Source organism: Pseudoalteromonas marina (genome assembly GCF_000238335.3).
Taxonomy (GTDB): domain Bacteria; phylum Pseudomonadota; class Gammaproteobacteria; order Enterobacterales; family Alteromonadaceae; genus Pseudoalteromonas; species Pseudoalteromonas marina.
In genome coordinates this window covers 226,618-242,995 of the sequence record NZ_AHCB03000012.1, presented here as the reverse complement: position 1 = coordinate 242,995, position 16,378 = coordinate 226,618, and the positions used below count along the sequence as shown (strand labels likewise).

Here is a 16,378-nt window from a genome sequence, read left to right as displayed (position 1 = left end):
TGGTCAGCCGCCTATTGCATCGTTCGCGACTGCGATTGAGCCAACGTTGGCGTTTGTGAGAACAAGTTGCTAGGAAGCGCAAACGACGTAAGCATGTACTTAGAAAATATACCGCTGTTGCGTCCTGATTTAAGAGAAAACTGCACCGTAAGCGGCTCTTCAGATTTATCTTTTAACTCCCATGTTGCTAAAAATTCAGTACCTTTAATCCATTTAACATTGGCTGAGTTAAGTACTTTTAATAACGCCCATGGGCCATCTTGTGCAATTGAGATTCTGCGCCCTTTATTATCAAGGCCATACAACACTGCTTTTTCTGCAGCACCGCGCCCTGGCCATGAAAAGTTACGCCACTCTTCTGGTTCATTTCGGTAACGGTATCCCTGCTCGCTAAAGCCTAAGTAAGTTTCACGAATACCTCTAACTGGCACAGGCATCATTTGGAATGTAAACCCTGCGCTATCCGCTCCATTTACAAATAACGAACGCGTTACTTTAGTTGCCTTAGTTAATCCATCTAATAATTGAGGGCTAAAACCAATGCCAACACCATTCCATTGCTTTTCTTCCCAAACACCACGGCGAACTTTCATAAACGGTTTAAGTTGCGTATTTATAAAGCCCCATAAAATGCCCGTTTCAGCGTTTAAAAATTCTGAAACATCAGCAATTGCCGCATCAGGCCCCGTTAAATTAAACGGATATTTGCCAGCTAAGCTGCTGTTATACATAGTGTAAACTTGGTTTTCCCACTCTTGATTTAACTGAGTCCGGGCTTTGGCCATAATCGTTGCAATACCCGCATGAAGCGGCGCTTTAAACAAGGCATCTAACGTTTCTTTAGTTTGCGGGTCAAGCGCGCGAGTTTGGCTTTCAATAATAATCCACGACGACTGCAATGCATTACTTTGACTATTACCAGAGAGTAGCTCTTGAGCAAAAATCATCGCTTGAGCGTCATCTTCATTGCTGGCGGCCATTGCCTTAATATCAGAATGAATACTGCTTAACGAACTAATATATTGCCTTAAGTAGTCTGATGAGTTTTCTTGAGCGTTTGCCTGTGCAAAACGCCTTAAATCAGCAAAGCGGCTTTCAAGTTCTGGTGCTCTAACAGTACTGATCTGCGTAATTGTTGGTGTGTTTAGCGCTAATTTATTAGCAACATCTGACGCTGTTTTACCGATTGATGCTTGGCTTTTAAGTGGCGCATCTGCCGGCGTAATATTGTCACTCACTAATTTCATTAGGTCATTAAAAGGGCCATCCATTGACGAAAGGCGCGCAAAATCAATACTGGCGTCATTTAAATCTCTAAAAGCTGGCATTTTCACGCTATCAAGAAACTCAAACCACGTGTTGCCATAATCTTTAAAGTAATAGGCGCGCATTGCTTTAGCTAGAGTTTCAGCTTGTGCTTCATCTACCACATTTTGGCCCGAGTCATTACTTGTTCCCATAACCCAATCGCCAGAAAACACTAAACGAGAAATACGTTTAATTTCTGGAAAAACATATTCTTCCCAGCCTAAATTTGTGTACACGTAAGGTATTTTGTATTTACTTTTGAACACATCACGATTTTTAGAAGCCATAAAGTTATTTAAAAGTAGTGGCTTTTTGCGCTCAGCAAAGCTTGTAATAACTTGTTGATATAGCGGGAACGCCTCAGGCTGGGTGTTTAGGTTTTCACGCGCTAACGCGATAGAGGTTTCGTTAGATTGCCAAAAAACAATGTTACCTGGTTGCTCAATATCATTGCCCATATTTTCTAAATACATGTCAACTAAACTACTTAGTTGAGTATAAATAGGTGCTTGCTCTTCGGCGTTTATGTCAATATTAAAGTGCTCTGCAATAAAGTTAAGTAACTGCTCTTTTGCAAATTCAGATGACATATTTTCAGGGTTAGTACTCATCATTAAATGCATTTTTAACGCATCATAGTAGGCTTGGCGTATGGTTGCTTTTGCCTCATCTTCATCTTCTAACCACTGAGTTTCGTATTGTTTAATTTGAGTAAGTAAACGCTCTTCACCCGGATAAGTAATAAGCTGGTTCATTTGGTTAAATAAAACATTAGCTACACTATCAAGTGTTTCGTCGCCTTCATAAATGCCAAAAATAAAATACCAAGGTAGAGAATCTTCGTAACTGCGCAATTGGCCATAATGATCGAACAATGCGAGCGTAGCTGCTAACTTTTGCTCATCTTTTGCTTTATTGACACTGGCTTCAACAACGGCTTTAACGCGCGCTTCACCTTGATTTAGCAGTAACTGATTACTTGTGTAAGACGTAATCAATAAAGCCGTAATTGCTGCAATAGACGCTAACCCTGATGTAACGGTTAACCCTTTTAACCAACGCCCAACAAGACGTTTTTTTCTATTTCCACGAGTTAAATCTTGCAGTTTAAAAATAACATCGTTAAAAACGCGGTTAATAAAGTAACTTTGCGTAATGCTTTCTTGTTTTTGCTCAACAATTACAGCGCCAAATTGGTCTCTGACTCCGTTGGTTATACGCTCTATTGGCGTTCCCTCTTGTGTGCCTGATGTAAAGTAAACACCAGCAAACCAAGGAACCTCTTGATACGGGTTAGATTTAAATAATAAGTTTACAAATTCTGTAAGCTTGGTGGACGCTGATTTAAATTGATTAGGAAAATCTAAAATAAGTTGCTTACGATGTTCATTTCTTTCACGTGCAACCTTACTTAAACGTTGTTCACATAAGCGTTCGTACAGGTCTTGCATGCGAACTTCAAACATTTCAGCCGGATCATTTTTTTGATCTTCACTAATATCAAGTAAATAGGCACCAAACACTTGTTCGCGTTCTTGTTCAGACAAGTCACTAAAGAAGGGTTCAAAACCACTAATTAAATCGGTTTTAGTGAAGGTAATATACACAGGAAAAATAACACCTAGCTGTGTAATCAATTCTTCAATACGCTCGCGTACGAGCTTCACATGTTGACGAATTTCTTCGCTATCTGACGTTAAAACATCTGCCACACTAATGGCGACCATCACACCGTTAATAGGTAATTTAGGACGGTATTTTTTAAGTAAAGATAAAAAAGATAACCACTCTTTGTTTTCAGATTGCTCTGTGGTGTAACGACCTGCGGTGTCAATTAAAATGGCCTGATCTGAAAACCACCAATCACAATTACGAGTACCACCAAAGCCCTGAATATGCAGTTCGCTTGAGTTAGAATATGGAAAATGCAACCCTGAGTTTGCAAATAAAGTACTTTTACCCGCCGCAGAAGGGCCAATGATCATATACCAAGGTAATGCATATAATGCTGTGTTACCTCTGTAACCAGCTCCTAAATGAGAAGCTTTTAAAGATCCCAATGCTTCTTGCATTTTATCTTTTATTTCATCAAGTTCAGCGCTAGAACCCGCATTATGACTAGCAAGCTCAGACGCTAATTTATCACCAGAACGTTTAGTCCATAACCAACGAATAAAAATAAATAGTATAAAAACAGCGGTAACGGCACCCATAGCAATAAGCTTTTTGTCAGTGGTGTCTAAACCCACCATACGACCGGCAAACCACACAATACTTAAAACGGCAATTAACCCAATTAACTGACCCGTTGCACGCGATGATACTAAGCCCAGTAAAAAATGGACTAAACCGCTTTTATTAACTCTTCCCTGCATTGTATTACCTATCGTGTTTCGTTGGTTTTGTTGAGCTGAGTCAGCACTTCAATTTGGTTATTTATTGTTTGTGTACTTTGGGTCGCTTGCTTACTGATAACGTAATGAAACCCAGCAAATAAAGAGGCAATCGATCCCAGACAAATTGATAAAATAACCCAATAAGGAATATTGCGGCCCACCTTCATTGCAAACCCTTCTGCAGGTACACCGTTTTCAGAAAGCTGAGCGCTGGGAGTGCCTTTTATGTCTTCAATTTGTGCTCTAACATCAACAATTAACGCTTTTAATTGCTCGATACCCTTAACTTTGTAAATACCTTCAAAACCAAGTTGCAAGCAAATATAGTAAACTTCTAATGCAGCGAGTTTTTGCTCTCCCCCTGTTCTTAACTTACTTAAGCGCTCAAAAAACTCTTCGCCTGCCCGGTTATTACCAAAAAATTCAAGCTGCAGAGGTCGCGACATCCAATCCATTCTAAAATGTGCACCCGAGCTCATTACAAACTCATCGCACATTGCTGTTAATGCAAATTTAACTTCTTGCATTAAACTGGTTGTCACTTGCTGCGAATAGCAATTACGTTCGTATTCGTCAAAGCTAGCTAATAAGCTTTCTCTAAATTCTTCTAGCTCAACAGTAGTAGACTGCTTAAGTTTTAAAGGAGTGAGCGCATTGATCACCGGAGAGATGCACGCGACTAAATCTTGTTCTTGTTGTTTTTCTTGCATAATTTCAACTCAACGTTAACTGCGTGCAACGGTCACAATTTCTATTTGTGCACTTTGTAATCCAAATGGCACAAATAAACTTAATGACTGTTCTTCAATAATTTGTTGCCAAATAAACCCATGTGATTCAAGCCTAAAGTATTCATAACCACTTTTTATAGCCAGCTTATTAGGAGGGCGCTGGCAATGTGTTAGCTGAACACCAGCTAATGCCGACGAAATCATAATATCGAGTTTTTCGCTTGCGCCTACTTTCACCTGTTCACTAAAGGTTTCAATCCATTTTGTGTCTTCTGATTCAAAATACACCGCGAGATAAAAGTCGTTATTTGTAAAGGTTGCAGAATCAATGGTTGCCACTTGGTAAATTGCATTTGATGTTTTTTCGAGTTTAAGCCCCACCATTTTCTTAGGTACTACACCCTCAAGTAAACGCGTTAACAACTCATCTAATTGGCCAAATACATTACTTAAATGCTTATGCTGGTAAGGAGGAACCTGATTAACTAAATCACTGTGCTCAAACATTGAAACTGAACTAATTAAATCAACCAATTCGCAATACAAGCGTTCAGGATGAACTAAAGAAAGGTTTTTAAGATGATCTAACCGCTTAGCCGACGGCGCCATGGCATTAAGCAATAAAAATGTGTTCATTTCATTTGGGCCAAAGTCGGTCACCGAGCCATAATTTTTTCGTCTGCTTAAAAGCACGTTTACTTTTGCATTAACCAAATTTGCCGTTCTATTTAATAATTCAGTTAAATAAGACGAAGCTGTTATATTTAATAAAGGCGGCACAAACTGCTTATTTAAAATAAATGATCCATCATCTGCGCGCGCTATTTTTAAACAGGCAACCGTATCAAAATAGGTTTTAACGTCAGAATCAGACAGCAGTATAAATTTAGGTTTCGCAATTAATACTTCGCGACTACGTGACGCATCGTGGTTATCTTCTAAATCAATATAATCTGCTTCGTAGGCGCTTAATTGGCCACTCGCTGCATAGCCCTCTATATTGCTTACTGTTTTATTTGCAGCAATAGCAATATAAATAACACTCTCTTCATGTGTATTATCAAGCTCCAGTTTTAGCTCTTCGTGCTGTTGGCGATCAAAATCTAATAAACGGCCATTTTCAAGCAGGAGTTTAAAGCTAATTACTTTTAAAATACCTCTGGCAAGAGACGACTCGTCAATAGAAAAATGCTCTAAGCCAAAAGCTAAAGGTGATGTAAGTGCATGGCGTACTATTTGACTCTGATCGTGGTAATCATCAAATAACTGAAAATGTTGCTGAGCCAGCAATACACCTTCAGCCCATACAGGCTTAGCGGGAGCTTTTAAGTTCATTACTCGGCCTTATCCACACCAGGTAGTTGCACTTCATTGTTAGTTACTAACACATCTAATGAGGTAGATAACTTAACCGGCCCATCAGCTAGCGGATAATATGCTTTCCAATTATCCCCATTGCGGTCTCTAAATAATGCAACAATCGCTACAAACTTGGCATTTTCGGCCTGTTCAAACTTAATTTCAGACTTTTCTGAAGGGTGAATAGTGCGCTCTTCTAGTGTAATTAAACTATTTGCTAATACTGATTTATCAGACTTCCACAACTCTTCAAACGTGGCTGTTTTAAATGTTTGTATATCAGACAATTGATAAACTTTTAATACAACAGGTAAAGCCTCATCAAACTGGTTTAAGTTTAAATTATCTGTTGCCTTAACATCTAAACTTACGTTAGTACTCATACAGCCGGCTAAAATAAAACACAATGAAAAGCTCGTTATAACCTTTGTAATAAAGCGCATATTTACCTCATAATTATTTTTATTTAAATTAAAATTAGTTTCTGCACAGATTAGCTTCGTAAACTGGGCAAATTACTTTATTAAATCTATCGTTCGCACAATCAGACCACTTGTCACTTTTAAACAACCCTAAAAAACGTTTTGATTTACTTTTCTCTTGCGATTCAACTAATAAAGACTGAGTAACCACATCATCTATAGATGTAATTAATTTAGTATTTATTAAAGAAAGCTCTTTAATATAAATAGATACATCACCATTAATTAAAGTAACTTTTTCATTATCAATTGGGGGATTATTTAAAAAAAAGAAAAAATGCTCTATGGACTTTTCTGAAAAAACACGATGGGCAGGAATACCCACTTGATCAAGTAAGGAGGATACACTTGTAGTCATTGACCAAGCCAAAGAGTACAAGCTATTTATTTGATTTATAAACTCTTTTCTATTCATAACAAGCTCCTTGTCATCAATTTTATTTAACCTCGTAGTACAAGGTTAGCATTCTGTCCATTTAATAAACGCAATAATACAAACTCCAAACAGGCATTGTCAACCTATATAAACCCTAATAAATAACATTAATAAAAACTTAAAATAAATAGAATAAAAACTCTAAAAACAAAAACTAATCAACATTTTGCAACAATAAACAACAATCCCTATTTTTGAAACAATCCAGAAAATAGGGATAATAAAATACACATATATATTATTATTTTATTGATCAAAAGTTTTCAAACAGGTATGTTTAGCGGATATTTTTACTGAGCAAGGATTGCAACGTTGTGAGTAAGGCTAGTTTTTTTTTAAAGGTTAACGATAAAAACCTTAACGTTACACACCTACAAGGCCACGAAACACTTAATCAAGGTTTTTATTACTCAATAACCGTAGAGTCCTCAGAAAATCTCCAATCTGATAATTTATTAGCTAACGCCAATGTCATCTTTGTAAATAAAAAAAATCAATACCGACAACAAGCAGGACTAATTACATCTGTTACCAACTTAGGTGCATTTAATAAGGTTTATCGTTTTGCTATTACCGTGCAAGACAGGCTCTCAACATTAAAAAACACGGCCAATAGCAAAGTGTTTATATCAGTTAACATACAAGACGTACTAACACACTTAGCGTACAAGGCAGGCTATTCAGCAGGGCAAATTGTATTTAGAACAAGTTCAGCTTTACCTCAGGTAGCGCAATGTGTTCAAGCAATGGAAAGTGACTGGTCATTTTTTAATAGGCTCACATCTCAACATGGCCTTTTTTATTGGATTGAAAGCGATACAAACACCGAAACATTAATAATAAGTGACAGTAATTTAAATAGTCCCTACTTAAATACAGGTGTACTCGAGGTCAAAGCAACGGCTGGCATGAACGCACTTTACAACAATAGTTTTTTTGGATTTATGCACAGTGAAGTAAAACAAAGCATATCTAATAATGCAGCAATAAGTAATGCACATGGGCAATTTCAAAAAGTAGCCAGCAATAGCCAATCGTTTTTTGAGCCCGTAGCAGAAACACCTAGCCAAGCTGCATTACAAGCACAAAATTTTAGTAACGCATTAGGTACACATAACAAGGTAATTACCTTAACAGGTAACGTATCAGATGTATTTGCAGGATGCTCAATATCACTTGACGATCAAATGGGGTTTGCCAGCGGCGATTTGCTGTGTATAAAAGTAGAACACACGCTAAATCAAGCAAATGACGAAAGCAGCCATAACGGCGAAACGCATTATCATTGTGTTGCACAATTTATTGAGCGCGGTACGCCCTTTAAACCAATGCCTGTGGATCACACAGCTAAACCAATGGTTTTTGCAGCAAAAGTTGAATCATTAACGGGTAACGCATTTGTAGATGAACATGGCGAATATAGAACACGCACCGACTTTGATAAAACAGCACGGCCATTAACTCAGTCAAGCCCTGCATTAAAAAAATTGGCGCTATATGCATGTCAAAACCAACCTCAAGCCACTGGCTGGCACTTCCCACTGGTCGGTGGCTCAGAGGTACTTATTGGGTGTATTAATAACGACCCCAACAACGCATTTATAATGGGTTTTGCACTTAACGCTGATCAGCCAAGTGTAGTAACAGCAGCCAACCCAACACATAACCGCCTTTTAAGCGCAGCCCAAAACGAACTTTTATTTGACGACGAGCAAAACGAGCCTAAAGTCATTTTACAAACGCTCGCCAGTGAACATTACATAGAGCTCAACGCTAAACAATCTGGCCGACAGTTTATTGAATGGATAAGCCAACTCGGTACTATTAATTTACACGCTGGACGCGACCTATGCCTTGAAACCGAACAAAGTAATGTGCAATTTGTTATTAAAAACAATCAATTTATTGATGTAAAAAATAACATTGAGCAAACTACCAATAACAGCCACATAAATTATCAAAGCGCAGGTAATCAATCTTTTAGTAGTAAAAACACACGTGTTGAAAGCGATCAAGAGCTGTCTTTACTTGCTGGTCGCGCTATAAAAGTAAATATCCAAAGCGACATACTTCTTAAAACTGATAATAGCGATTTAAAGCTTAATGTGCCTAATGGCTCTACATTTTTACAAACCAATAACAGTATTGATATTACCGGCTCCGGCCAAGGCGATTTAATTATTCACAACGCAGGCGGCGAGATAAAACTCGACAGCCAAGGTAATGTTGATATTACTGCAACAAATGTACTCACACTCGATGGCACATTTATAACCTTTGATGGCCCGGTTGATTACGACATAGAAAGCCCACAAACCGCCAGCAGCCCAAGTGTTTCAAACCCTGCCAGTATTAGCCAAATCACTGCGTTTGATTTAAGTGACAATACGCTATCTGCAGGCTCACTCGCTCAGCTTGATCTTGAATATTTTTATAATGATGGCTCACCCGTCGAGGGTGTTGACTATATCGTTATCGATAATGAGGGTGTTGAACACACCGGCTCACTGGCAAACGGTGCAGCCTCCTTAGCTAATTTACCGCAAGGTAAAAGTGATGTTTTGTTACGTGCAACCACACAAGCTGATGAGCAAAAACTCATTCAATTGCGCAAAGAATTCAATCAACACCTTACTTTCATGCTTGATGAAATTCGCAAACAAGCCGCGATTGGCGATGCTATTTTTGAGCAAGAGGACTTTTTTACCCAATGGATGATTGAAACCGGGGCACGCGCAACGGGCTTATATCAAGGCGCTAAATCCCTTGTAACGGGTATTGCTGATTTAATAGTACTTGGAATTGATGTTAATATCAGTGTGTATTCTGCTTGCTTTAGAATGATTGATGCCGTTGCAAGTGGTGATAAACAGGCTGTAAAACAAGAACTCGAAACCATCTTAGTCTTTAGCCAAAAAACAACCAGTGCATTGTCACAAGCCTTTGAGCTATTAATTGTATTAATGGACGATGAGGATATCCGCAATACACTCGCGCGCTTCCCCTATGATTATATTGAAGCCCATTCCTATGTTGAAAAACAGCGCATAACCGGCATTATGGCCTTTGAAGTTTTACTAGCAATATTAACAGGTGGGGTTGGTGTTGCCGCATCTGTAGCAAGTAAATCAAAACACCTTGCCAATGCGCACCGCTCACTAGTTAAAACGGCAGACATACTCAAACGAGAGCAACTTAACAAAACTATCTCGCATACCGTATCGCCTCAGCAACCTAAGTTAATTGAGCGCATTGACAAGCCCGATGTGACATTACAGCCGGGTATCAATCGAGGCGTAACAACACAGGTGTCAGCAAGAGCACATGCTGACTACTTATTACAAAATCTGCCTGATGATATCCGTGGCAACTACCGCGCATACACCAACGCAGACGGCAAAGTTATCATACAGCGCTTAGATGGTACTAAACCACCGAAACTGCGTTATGAAAATGGCGCGTTAGTTACTGTATCTGACCAAATCGATGTGTTTAATACTTTGTCACAAAAACTAAAAATTAAACACAGCAACCTAGACTCAGCCGCAAGAAAACGTTTAAAAACACTTGAAACAGCGCGAAACAACGCGGTTGCACAACGTGATGCTGCCCTATTAGCTGGAAACGCTAAAGCATTAAAAGATGCACAAAAAGCCATGCGACTGGCCAGTGAAGACTTAGGTGAAGAAGCCGCCCGCATTTATGTACAACAAAACTACCCTAACGCCAAACCGTTAAACACAAAATTACCCGGTAACGGCAAACAAGGTGAGTTTGACCAAGTGTATATTACCGAAGATGGTAAAATCCTTATCATGGAAGGTAAAGGCGGTAATGCAACATGGGGTAGCAGAATGGCTGGAGAGGAGCGTGCCCAGCAAGGTTCCGCCAAGTACATGAATTCAGTGATTGATAATTACACAACTAAACTAGATACACTCACAAAAGACCCTCGCTATGGTAAAGTCGGCGAAGAAGCCTTTACTAAGCAGGTTGAGGGCATCCAAGACATGTTAGATTCACTAGAAGACGCTAAACTAGATGGAACACTAGAATATATTGGCATACAGCAAAAAGCCAACGACGCTGGGCTAATTGACGTTATTGATGTGTCTATTTTTGATATTGGATTTTAAGGAGATTTTTTAGATGATTAAAAGCCATTACAGCTTTGCAAAAGTAAGTTATGAACACATGTGTGAGCGATACAAAAAACACGAAGAAAAAAACGTCCCCCGTATCCAAAAGAATCCAAGCTTAGGGTTGCAAACTCAATTTAAACGAAATTTAATTGAATCATTCCCGATGGAAGCCATTGAAAACCCCAATGGGTATCATGCTTGGTTATACCTACTACGCGCATCACAATTAGGCCACGGTATTTTCCAGAGTAACGCTAATGATGGTCAAGCCTTTCCATTTTTTTATGATGATGAGTACCTAGAGGTGGTTGGCAAGAAAAACCCTGAAAATGCAGAGCATCCTGTTTGGCTACTTGCTTTATATGCCGCGATTATCGTACGCAATCAAGAGGCCATTGATTTTTTAACCACCATCGACAATGAGGTGTTTGTAAACTCTAATTACGGCAATCAACTCAAACCGTTTGATTACGCCTTAGCTGATTTACTCAAAGGGTTATTCAACCCAGACGCCGACTTAGCACACCTCCTTGAGCAAGCGTATGTCACCTCAAATCCTGGTGATTACCCAATTGATGAAGCGTATTTATATGCCAGCCGCCTAAAGTGGCCGTTAGTATCTATTATCGAAGCCATCTTCACCGAAGACGGTGAGCAAGCCTACAATAGCGCCATGGAAAAGGCTTTATTACTGCACAAAGAATATTACAGTGATGAAGAGCGTTCAGGCAGCCGAAGTGGAGGTTTAGCAATCCCCCTTATCGCAATGGCCGTTATCGCTAAAGAAGTCAAAGGTTATCAACTTACTATTAAAAATGAGTACATTCCTGATTGGTTAATCAATGTTAACCCACCAAAACCAGAATAAACGAACGTATTAATAATTACCCGCTCTTTAACAACATGGATGTTGTGAGGCTAGGCGCTAAAAATAAGCGCCTAGCCTTTCAAGTAATGACTACTTTTTATGGTTAACACCCTCATTTACTTCTCATTTTTTCTCTTTGTGCAAAAAAATATTTTAAGTGAATGATTCACAAAGAGGTTAAGAGGCGCTGCGCTTTAAGAGTAAAGGTATAATTAGGTGTCTAGCAAACTATGGAAAGTCCATTTGGCGCTAATAGTGAATTTACAGACGATGGAATGACTAAAATTCGCCATGAGGTAAATGATCATGGGGTAGTCGAAACATTAACGCTTGAAAATGATCCTCCAACAATTTCCGAGATGGAGAATGTTCTGAGCATCCTATTACCACCAATTAAAGGTTAATTAAATGAATAAATATATAGCTCCTCCTTTAGGGCTTATTGATCACAATAACTTGAAGGATAACGAAGGAAAGCTTTTAACTATTAACTATGAAATGTTCCCAGATGAAAACACGATGCTCTTTAAAAAAGAAGCGTATTTAATCGTGTCTACTGATTATTATTCAAAAATAAAAAAAGTAAGACGATTCACACAATCTGAACTTCCACTTAGATCATTACCTTGGATAGTAGACCAAATAGAGAATGGATTTTTCAAAAGAAAGGACGAAGGTGGTTTTTCAAACTTTAAACGCAGTACAACTGCAGAGTTTGAGGGAGAAACTATTGGAGTTAATGCCATGATGCATTGCTGCGCTGAAAACGTACCTGGATTAAATATTTGGAATAGTAACCGCAAGGACTATATAGCAAGTATAACACCACAGGAGTGGGATATACCCTTATATATGTTAAAAGATGGTTTACTTGCTGAATTAAAGGCAATTGCCAAAAAATACGAAAACGGCACTTTATAAACTTTACCGCTAAGGAAAGCACATGCAACCAAATATTAAAAACATCCCGCAACACCTAGGTCAATACCTTTATCAACTAATAAAAGAGCCATGGCTTAAAGCACACCTTATTTTAGATTGCGAAAACAATAATATACTTGAGTGCAAAGCCCACTTTATAAAAGCAGGTGACGATACACAGCATTCAATTACAGTATCTGAAAATATAACTAAGTTATTTAAAACATTATTTGACCACGCCATTAAAAATGAGGCTGAAAATTGGCAACGCGCTATTTTTACTATCACTCGTCAAGGTCAGTTTAACTTAAACTTTGAGCGCGATAATAATGATGAAGAAGTAATCGCTGCTGTTGAAATACATCAATAAATAAGACAAATCACAATCAAACTTCACCACCCTTTTTAGAGATATTTATGACTACTTTAACTAAGCAACTTATATTTATAGCGCTTGCCTTAACGCTAGCGGGGTGCGACAAAGTGACTGTGAGCACCGTAACTTCATTATTAGCGCCCGCAGAAAAAATACAAGTGGCCTCTCCTGAAGGAAGTGATTTTCAAGTTAATGGCTGTAATTTAACCTATAAAGGACAATCACTTATTTTTGATGCCAGCATTGATGAATGGGTTAAAATACTTGGCCCATACGACAGAGTCACTCACTTAGCAAACGATGTGTATTATTGGGATGAAATTGGTATTGGTCTCTATTCTAAAACCAATAAGCACACAGCTCAAACATTGACCTTTGAGTTTAATGAAACCATTGCTTTTAGTGAAGATAATATTAGAGCCACACATGGTGAACGCCTACGCAAAACAAAAAGAGAAGCGAATGAATCTCGCTCTAAAACGCCATTTACTCAAACGCTTTGGGTTAATGGGGCTGCAATTAAAGGCAACTGGGATATGAGTAAAGTAAATAATCAATTGTATGCATTTAATCCAAAAAATCCCCATTATTTTGGTGAGGCGTATATGCCCACTATTTTTGGTTCACGTTTTGCGTGCGATAAAGAGGCCCCACCCTATTTTAACGAGGGTGAAATTGGCATTAGGGTAGATGTAAACCCACAAAATAAAAATGAAATAAAAGTGCTCAGCTTAGGCGTCACCCTCTTTTCTGAGGAATACCTAAAAGAAAGAAAAGCCACACCGTCTTTTTCTTCTCGTTATTTCGAAAGTGTCGCTGAGCGAGTCGTTGCTCAATAACTAAACGCTAAGGAAAGCACATGCAACCAGATATTAAAAACATCCCGCAACACCTCGGTCAGTACCTTTATCAACAAATAAAAGAGCCATGGCTTAAAGCACACCTTATTTTAGATTGCGAAAACAATAATATACTTGAGTGCAAAGCCCGCTTTATAAAAGCAGATGACGATACACACCATGCTATTGCAGTATCTGACGCGATAACTGCATTATTCAAAACATTATTTGACCACGGCATTAAAAATGAGACTGAAAATTGGCAACGCGCTATTTTTACTATCACTCGTCAAGGCCAGTTTAACTTAAACTTTGAGCGCGATAATGATGATGAGTCTCTACTAATAATTTAATTGCGGATCGTTTGTATACTTTTTATGTTTAATTTTGATTAATTAACAACAATAATTGAACCTAGGCTGGATACATATTAAACTGTAAGTCGATTTGTTATTTAAACAAACGAAAGTCAAGGAAGACGAGCGAGTACCCCCCTTTTGTTGATAGTCCTCCATGATATTTCGTGAAATTGAACACTACTAAATGATTTTATGGAGTACCTATGAAAAAGTTAAGCGCACTGGCACTATTGTTAATTTTAACTGGTTGTTCAACCACCTCTCCTGTTCAAGAAACTGAGCAAGTGTCAGTAGAGCCTGTTAATGAGGTAGTTGAGGAAAACGCACCAATTTCGTTAACCGTTATTACCAACCCTGCTGATGCACGCGTGCGCATTATGAATATTGCCCCTGTTTACCAAGACGCCATGGAATTAAAAGAAGGTAAGTACGATATAGAAGTTACCAAAGCAGGATACCTTACCTACAGAAAGTGGGTTGTTGTTGATAAAAAAACAATTTTAACTGTAGAGTTAGATGAAATAGCCGCGGACCAAAGCGCCAATTAATACCAGTTATTATCGATTTACGCTTAATGCCTTTAACTATAAAGATAAAAGGCATTAAGCGCATAAAAATGTATAGCCACCTACCAGTAAAACTATATTTAATAAAATGCACACCCAAAGTACCGTTATAAAACGCTTTTTTTGTGATTTATGACGCAACAATTGCTGAGCAATTAACGCCCCTGGCCAGCCCCCACATAGTGCTAATAAATGAAGAGTTCGCTCGCTCGTACGAGTCACTTTTTTATTTACCGACTGCTTAGCTTTGTGTTTATCCCACGCATACATAATAAATGTTATGGCACTAATAGCTGTTATATAAGTAGGCGCCAAAATAGTTACGCCCCACTGAAAATGTACAAACCATACTATGGATATAAAAAGTAAGGATAGAACTATTAAGATTTTCTTTATCAAGTAATTATCGCCTATACTGGTCTGTATCAATTCAAATAATAAGAGAATAATTATGACATATTTTAAAGTGCTATTTTTTACTTTGTGCTTTTTAGCTTTTACAACTCACGCAAAAGAACAACCACTTAAACTTGATAAACACCTTAGTGTATTTCAGCCTTATTTAGGCTCGTGGCAAGCTGATTTTGATGTTGCACCAGGCACTAAACCAGTTCAAGACGTAGGCTTATGGGAGCGTGCGCTTAATGGTAAGGCAATAAGAACAAAGCACTCTATTAATGAGGGTGAATATGGTGGCGAGTCGATGATTTTTTACGATAGCAAAAAAGACTCATTGGTTTTTTATTATTTTACAACAGCCGGTTTTTATACAAAAGGCACTATAAAAGTACTCAGCCCTACGCAGTTTGTTGCTTACGAAGAGGTTACAGGTAGTAAAGAAGGCATTACTAAAGTGAAGTCGACCAGCGATTTAAAAGATGGGAAATTGGTTGTGTCTACCTCCTATTTAAAAAAAGGTGAATGGACCAAACCAGAGTCACGCATTTATACGCGTAGCAATCAAGCCGTAAAATTCAAATAGCTCCCGGTGCTTACGGCAAAAAAAGGCAGCTTTCGCTGCCTTTTTTGTTAATTATAACGCGATTATTTTGCGAATTTTTTAAATGGTTCGTCCACTGGCGTATTTGCTAGGTGGTTAGTGTAGTTGCTCATTACCTTTTGCGATATACCTACAATAATCTCTAGTAGTTGCTGTTGACCGTAACCCACTGCAAAAAACTTTTCTATTTGCTCGTCACTAATTACGCCACGTTCACGCGTCATAGCCAATGTTGTTTCACGTAATGTTTCGAGTTTTGCATCTGCAAGCGGTGTTTTATTCACTAAAGCATCAACAATACCTTGGTCAACTTTCATTGACGCTGCAATGGCACTGTGTGCTGGTACACAGTAATGACAGTCATGTTCAACGTTAATTGATTGCCATACCACTGTTAACTCTTCTGCGTTAAATGAAGTGTTTTGAAATAATTCGTGAAGTACTTGGTAACCTTTTAATAGCGTTGGTGCTTCAGCCATTACTGCGTGTAAATTAGGTAACATGCCAAATGCAGCAACTGAATCGGCTAATAAAGGTTTTGACTCTTCAGGTGCATTTTCTGCTGTATATAAAGTAAATTCTGCCATTGTTAGCT

The 16,378-nt window shown here is 38.4% G+C and carries 16 protein-coding genes; 9 read left to right on the top strand and 7 right to left on the bottom strand.

Annotated elements, in window-relative coordinates; genetic code table 11:
* Nucleotides 1-11 precede the first annotated feature (11 nt).
* Genes tssM through PMAN_RS16990 form a run of 5 tightly spaced genes read right to left on the bottom strand, consistent with a single transcriptional unit; the run spans nt 12 to nt 6,691 of the window.
* Nucleotides 12-3,683, bottom strand: a complete 3,672-nt coding sequence (gene tssM, locus PMAN_RS17010; protein WP_010556897.1) for a type VI secretion system membrane subunit TssM — start codon at nt 3,681-3,683, stop codon at nt 12-14.
* Between the two features lie 8 nt (nt 3,684-3,691).
* Nucleotides 3,692-4,414: a type IVB secretion system protein IcmH/DotU gene (icmH, locus tag PMAN_RS17005; protein WP_006792569.1), complete on the bottom strand. Its 723-nt coding sequence runs from the start codon at nt 4,412-4,414 to the stop codon at nt 3,692-3,694.
* Nucleotides 4,415-4,429: 15 nt separating this feature from the next.
* Nucleotides 4,430-5,770 (bottom strand): type VI secretion system baseplate subunit TssK, encoded by a 1,341-nt coding sequence (gene tssK, locus PMAN_RS17000; RefSeq protein WP_006792568.1) that lies wholly within the window; start codon nt 5,768-5,770, stop codon nt 4,430-4,432.
* A complete protein-coding gene (tssJ, locus tag PMAN_RS16995; protein ID WP_008129958.1) occupies nt 5,770-6,237 on the bottom strand; it encodes a type VI secretion system lipoprotein TssJ in 468 nt (155 codons plus the stop codon). Before tssJ ends, tssK begins: the two co-directional genes overlap by 1 nt.
* A 34-nt stretch (nt 6,238-6,271) precedes the next feature.
* On the bottom strand, nt 6,272-6,691 hold the full coding sequence (locus PMAN_RS16990; RefSeq protein ID WP_008129960.1) for a hypothetical protein: 420 nt from the start codon (nt 6,689-6,691) through the stop codon (nt 6,272-6,274).
* Nucleotides 6,692-7,026: 335 nt separating this feature from the next.
* Here PMAN_RS16990 and PMAN_RS16985 point away from each other — a divergent pair, with 335 nt between their 5' ends.
* From PMAN_RS16985 to PMAN_RS16950, 8 genes are all read left to right on the top strand, one after another.
* On the top strand, nt 7,027-10,848 hold the full coding sequence (locus PMAN_RS16985) for a contractile injection system protein, VgrG/Pvc8 family (RefSeq protein WP_008129962.1): 3,822 nt from the start codon (nt 7,027-7,029) through the stop codon (nt 10,846-10,848).
* A gap of 13 nt (nt 10,849-10,861) precedes the next feature.
* The gene (locus PMAN_RS16980) at nt 10,862-11,722 is read left to right on the top strand and encodes an immunity 49 family protein (protein WP_008129963.1); all 861 of its coding nucleotides are present in this window, start codon (nt 10,862-10,864) and stop codon (nt 11,720-11,722) included.
* Between the two features lie 230 nt (nt 11,723-11,952).
* Nucleotides 11,953-12,126: a hypothetical protein gene (locus PMAN_RS16975; protein ID WP_008129964.1), complete on the top strand. Its 174-nt coding sequence runs from the start codon at nt 11,953-11,955 to the stop codon at nt 12,124-12,126.
* Nucleotides 12,127-12,130: 4 nt separating this feature from the next.
* Nucleotides 12,131-12,643, top strand: a complete 513-nt coding sequence (locus tag PMAN_RS16970) for a hypothetical protein (RefSeq protein WP_008129965.1) — start codon at nt 12,131-12,133, stop codon at nt 12,641-12,643.
* Nucleotides 12,644-12,665: 22 nt separating this feature from the next.
* Nucleotides 12,666-13,013 (top strand): immunity protein YezG family protein, encoded by a 348-nt coding sequence (locus PMAN_RS16965; RefSeq protein WP_008129966.1) that lies wholly within the window; start codon nt 12,666-12,668, stop codon nt 13,011-13,013.
* Nucleotides 13,014-13,060: 47 nt separating this feature from the next.
* Entirely contained in the window at nt 13,061-13,858 is a 798-nt protein-coding gene (locus tag PMAN_RS16960; RefSeq protein ID WP_008129968.1) for a DUF7738 domain-containing protein, read from the top strand.
* A 20-nt stretch (nt 13,859-13,878) separates the two neighbouring features.
* Nucleotides 13,879-14,211 (top strand): hypothetical protein, encoded by a 333-nt coding sequence (locus PMAN_RS16955; RefSeq protein WP_010556898.1) that lies wholly within the window; start codon nt 13,879-13,881, stop codon nt 14,209-14,211.
* Between the two features lie 209 nt (nt 14,212-14,420).
* Complete coding sequence (locus PMAN_RS16950) at nt 14,421-14,765, top strand: PEGA domain-containing protein (RefSeq protein ID WP_006794433.1); 345 nt, start codon at nt 14,421-14,423, stop codon at nt 14,763-14,765.
* Between the two features lie 54 nt (nt 14,766-14,819).
* Here PMAN_RS16950 and PMAN_RS19240 read toward each other — a convergent pair whose 3' ends face one another.
* Nucleotides 14,820-15,053 carry a DUF1294 domain-containing protein gene (locus tag PMAN_RS19240; protein WP_339327663.1) on the bottom strand — a complete coding sequence of 78 codons (234 nt, stop codon included), beginning with the start codon at nt 15,051-15,053 and terminating at the stop codon, nt 14,820-14,822.
* A gap of 181 nt (nt 15,054-15,234) precedes the next feature.
* Between PMAN_RS19240 and PMAN_RS16940 the strand changes: the two genes are divergently transcribed.
* On the top strand, nt 15,235-15,765 hold the full coding sequence (locus PMAN_RS16940; RefSeq protein ID WP_006794431.1) for a hypothetical protein: 531 nt from the start codon (nt 15,235-15,237) through the stop codon (nt 15,763-15,765).
* A gap of 62 nt (nt 15,766-15,827) precedes the next feature.
* Here PMAN_RS16940 and PMAN_RS16935 read toward each other — a convergent pair whose 3' ends face one another.
* On the bottom strand, nt 15,828-16,370 hold the full coding sequence (locus tag PMAN_RS16935; RefSeq protein WP_008129977.1) for a carboxymuconolactone decarboxylase family protein: 543 nt from the start codon (nt 16,368-16,370) through the stop codon (nt 15,828-15,830).
* Between the last annotated feature and the right edge of the window lie 8 nt (nt 16,371-16,378).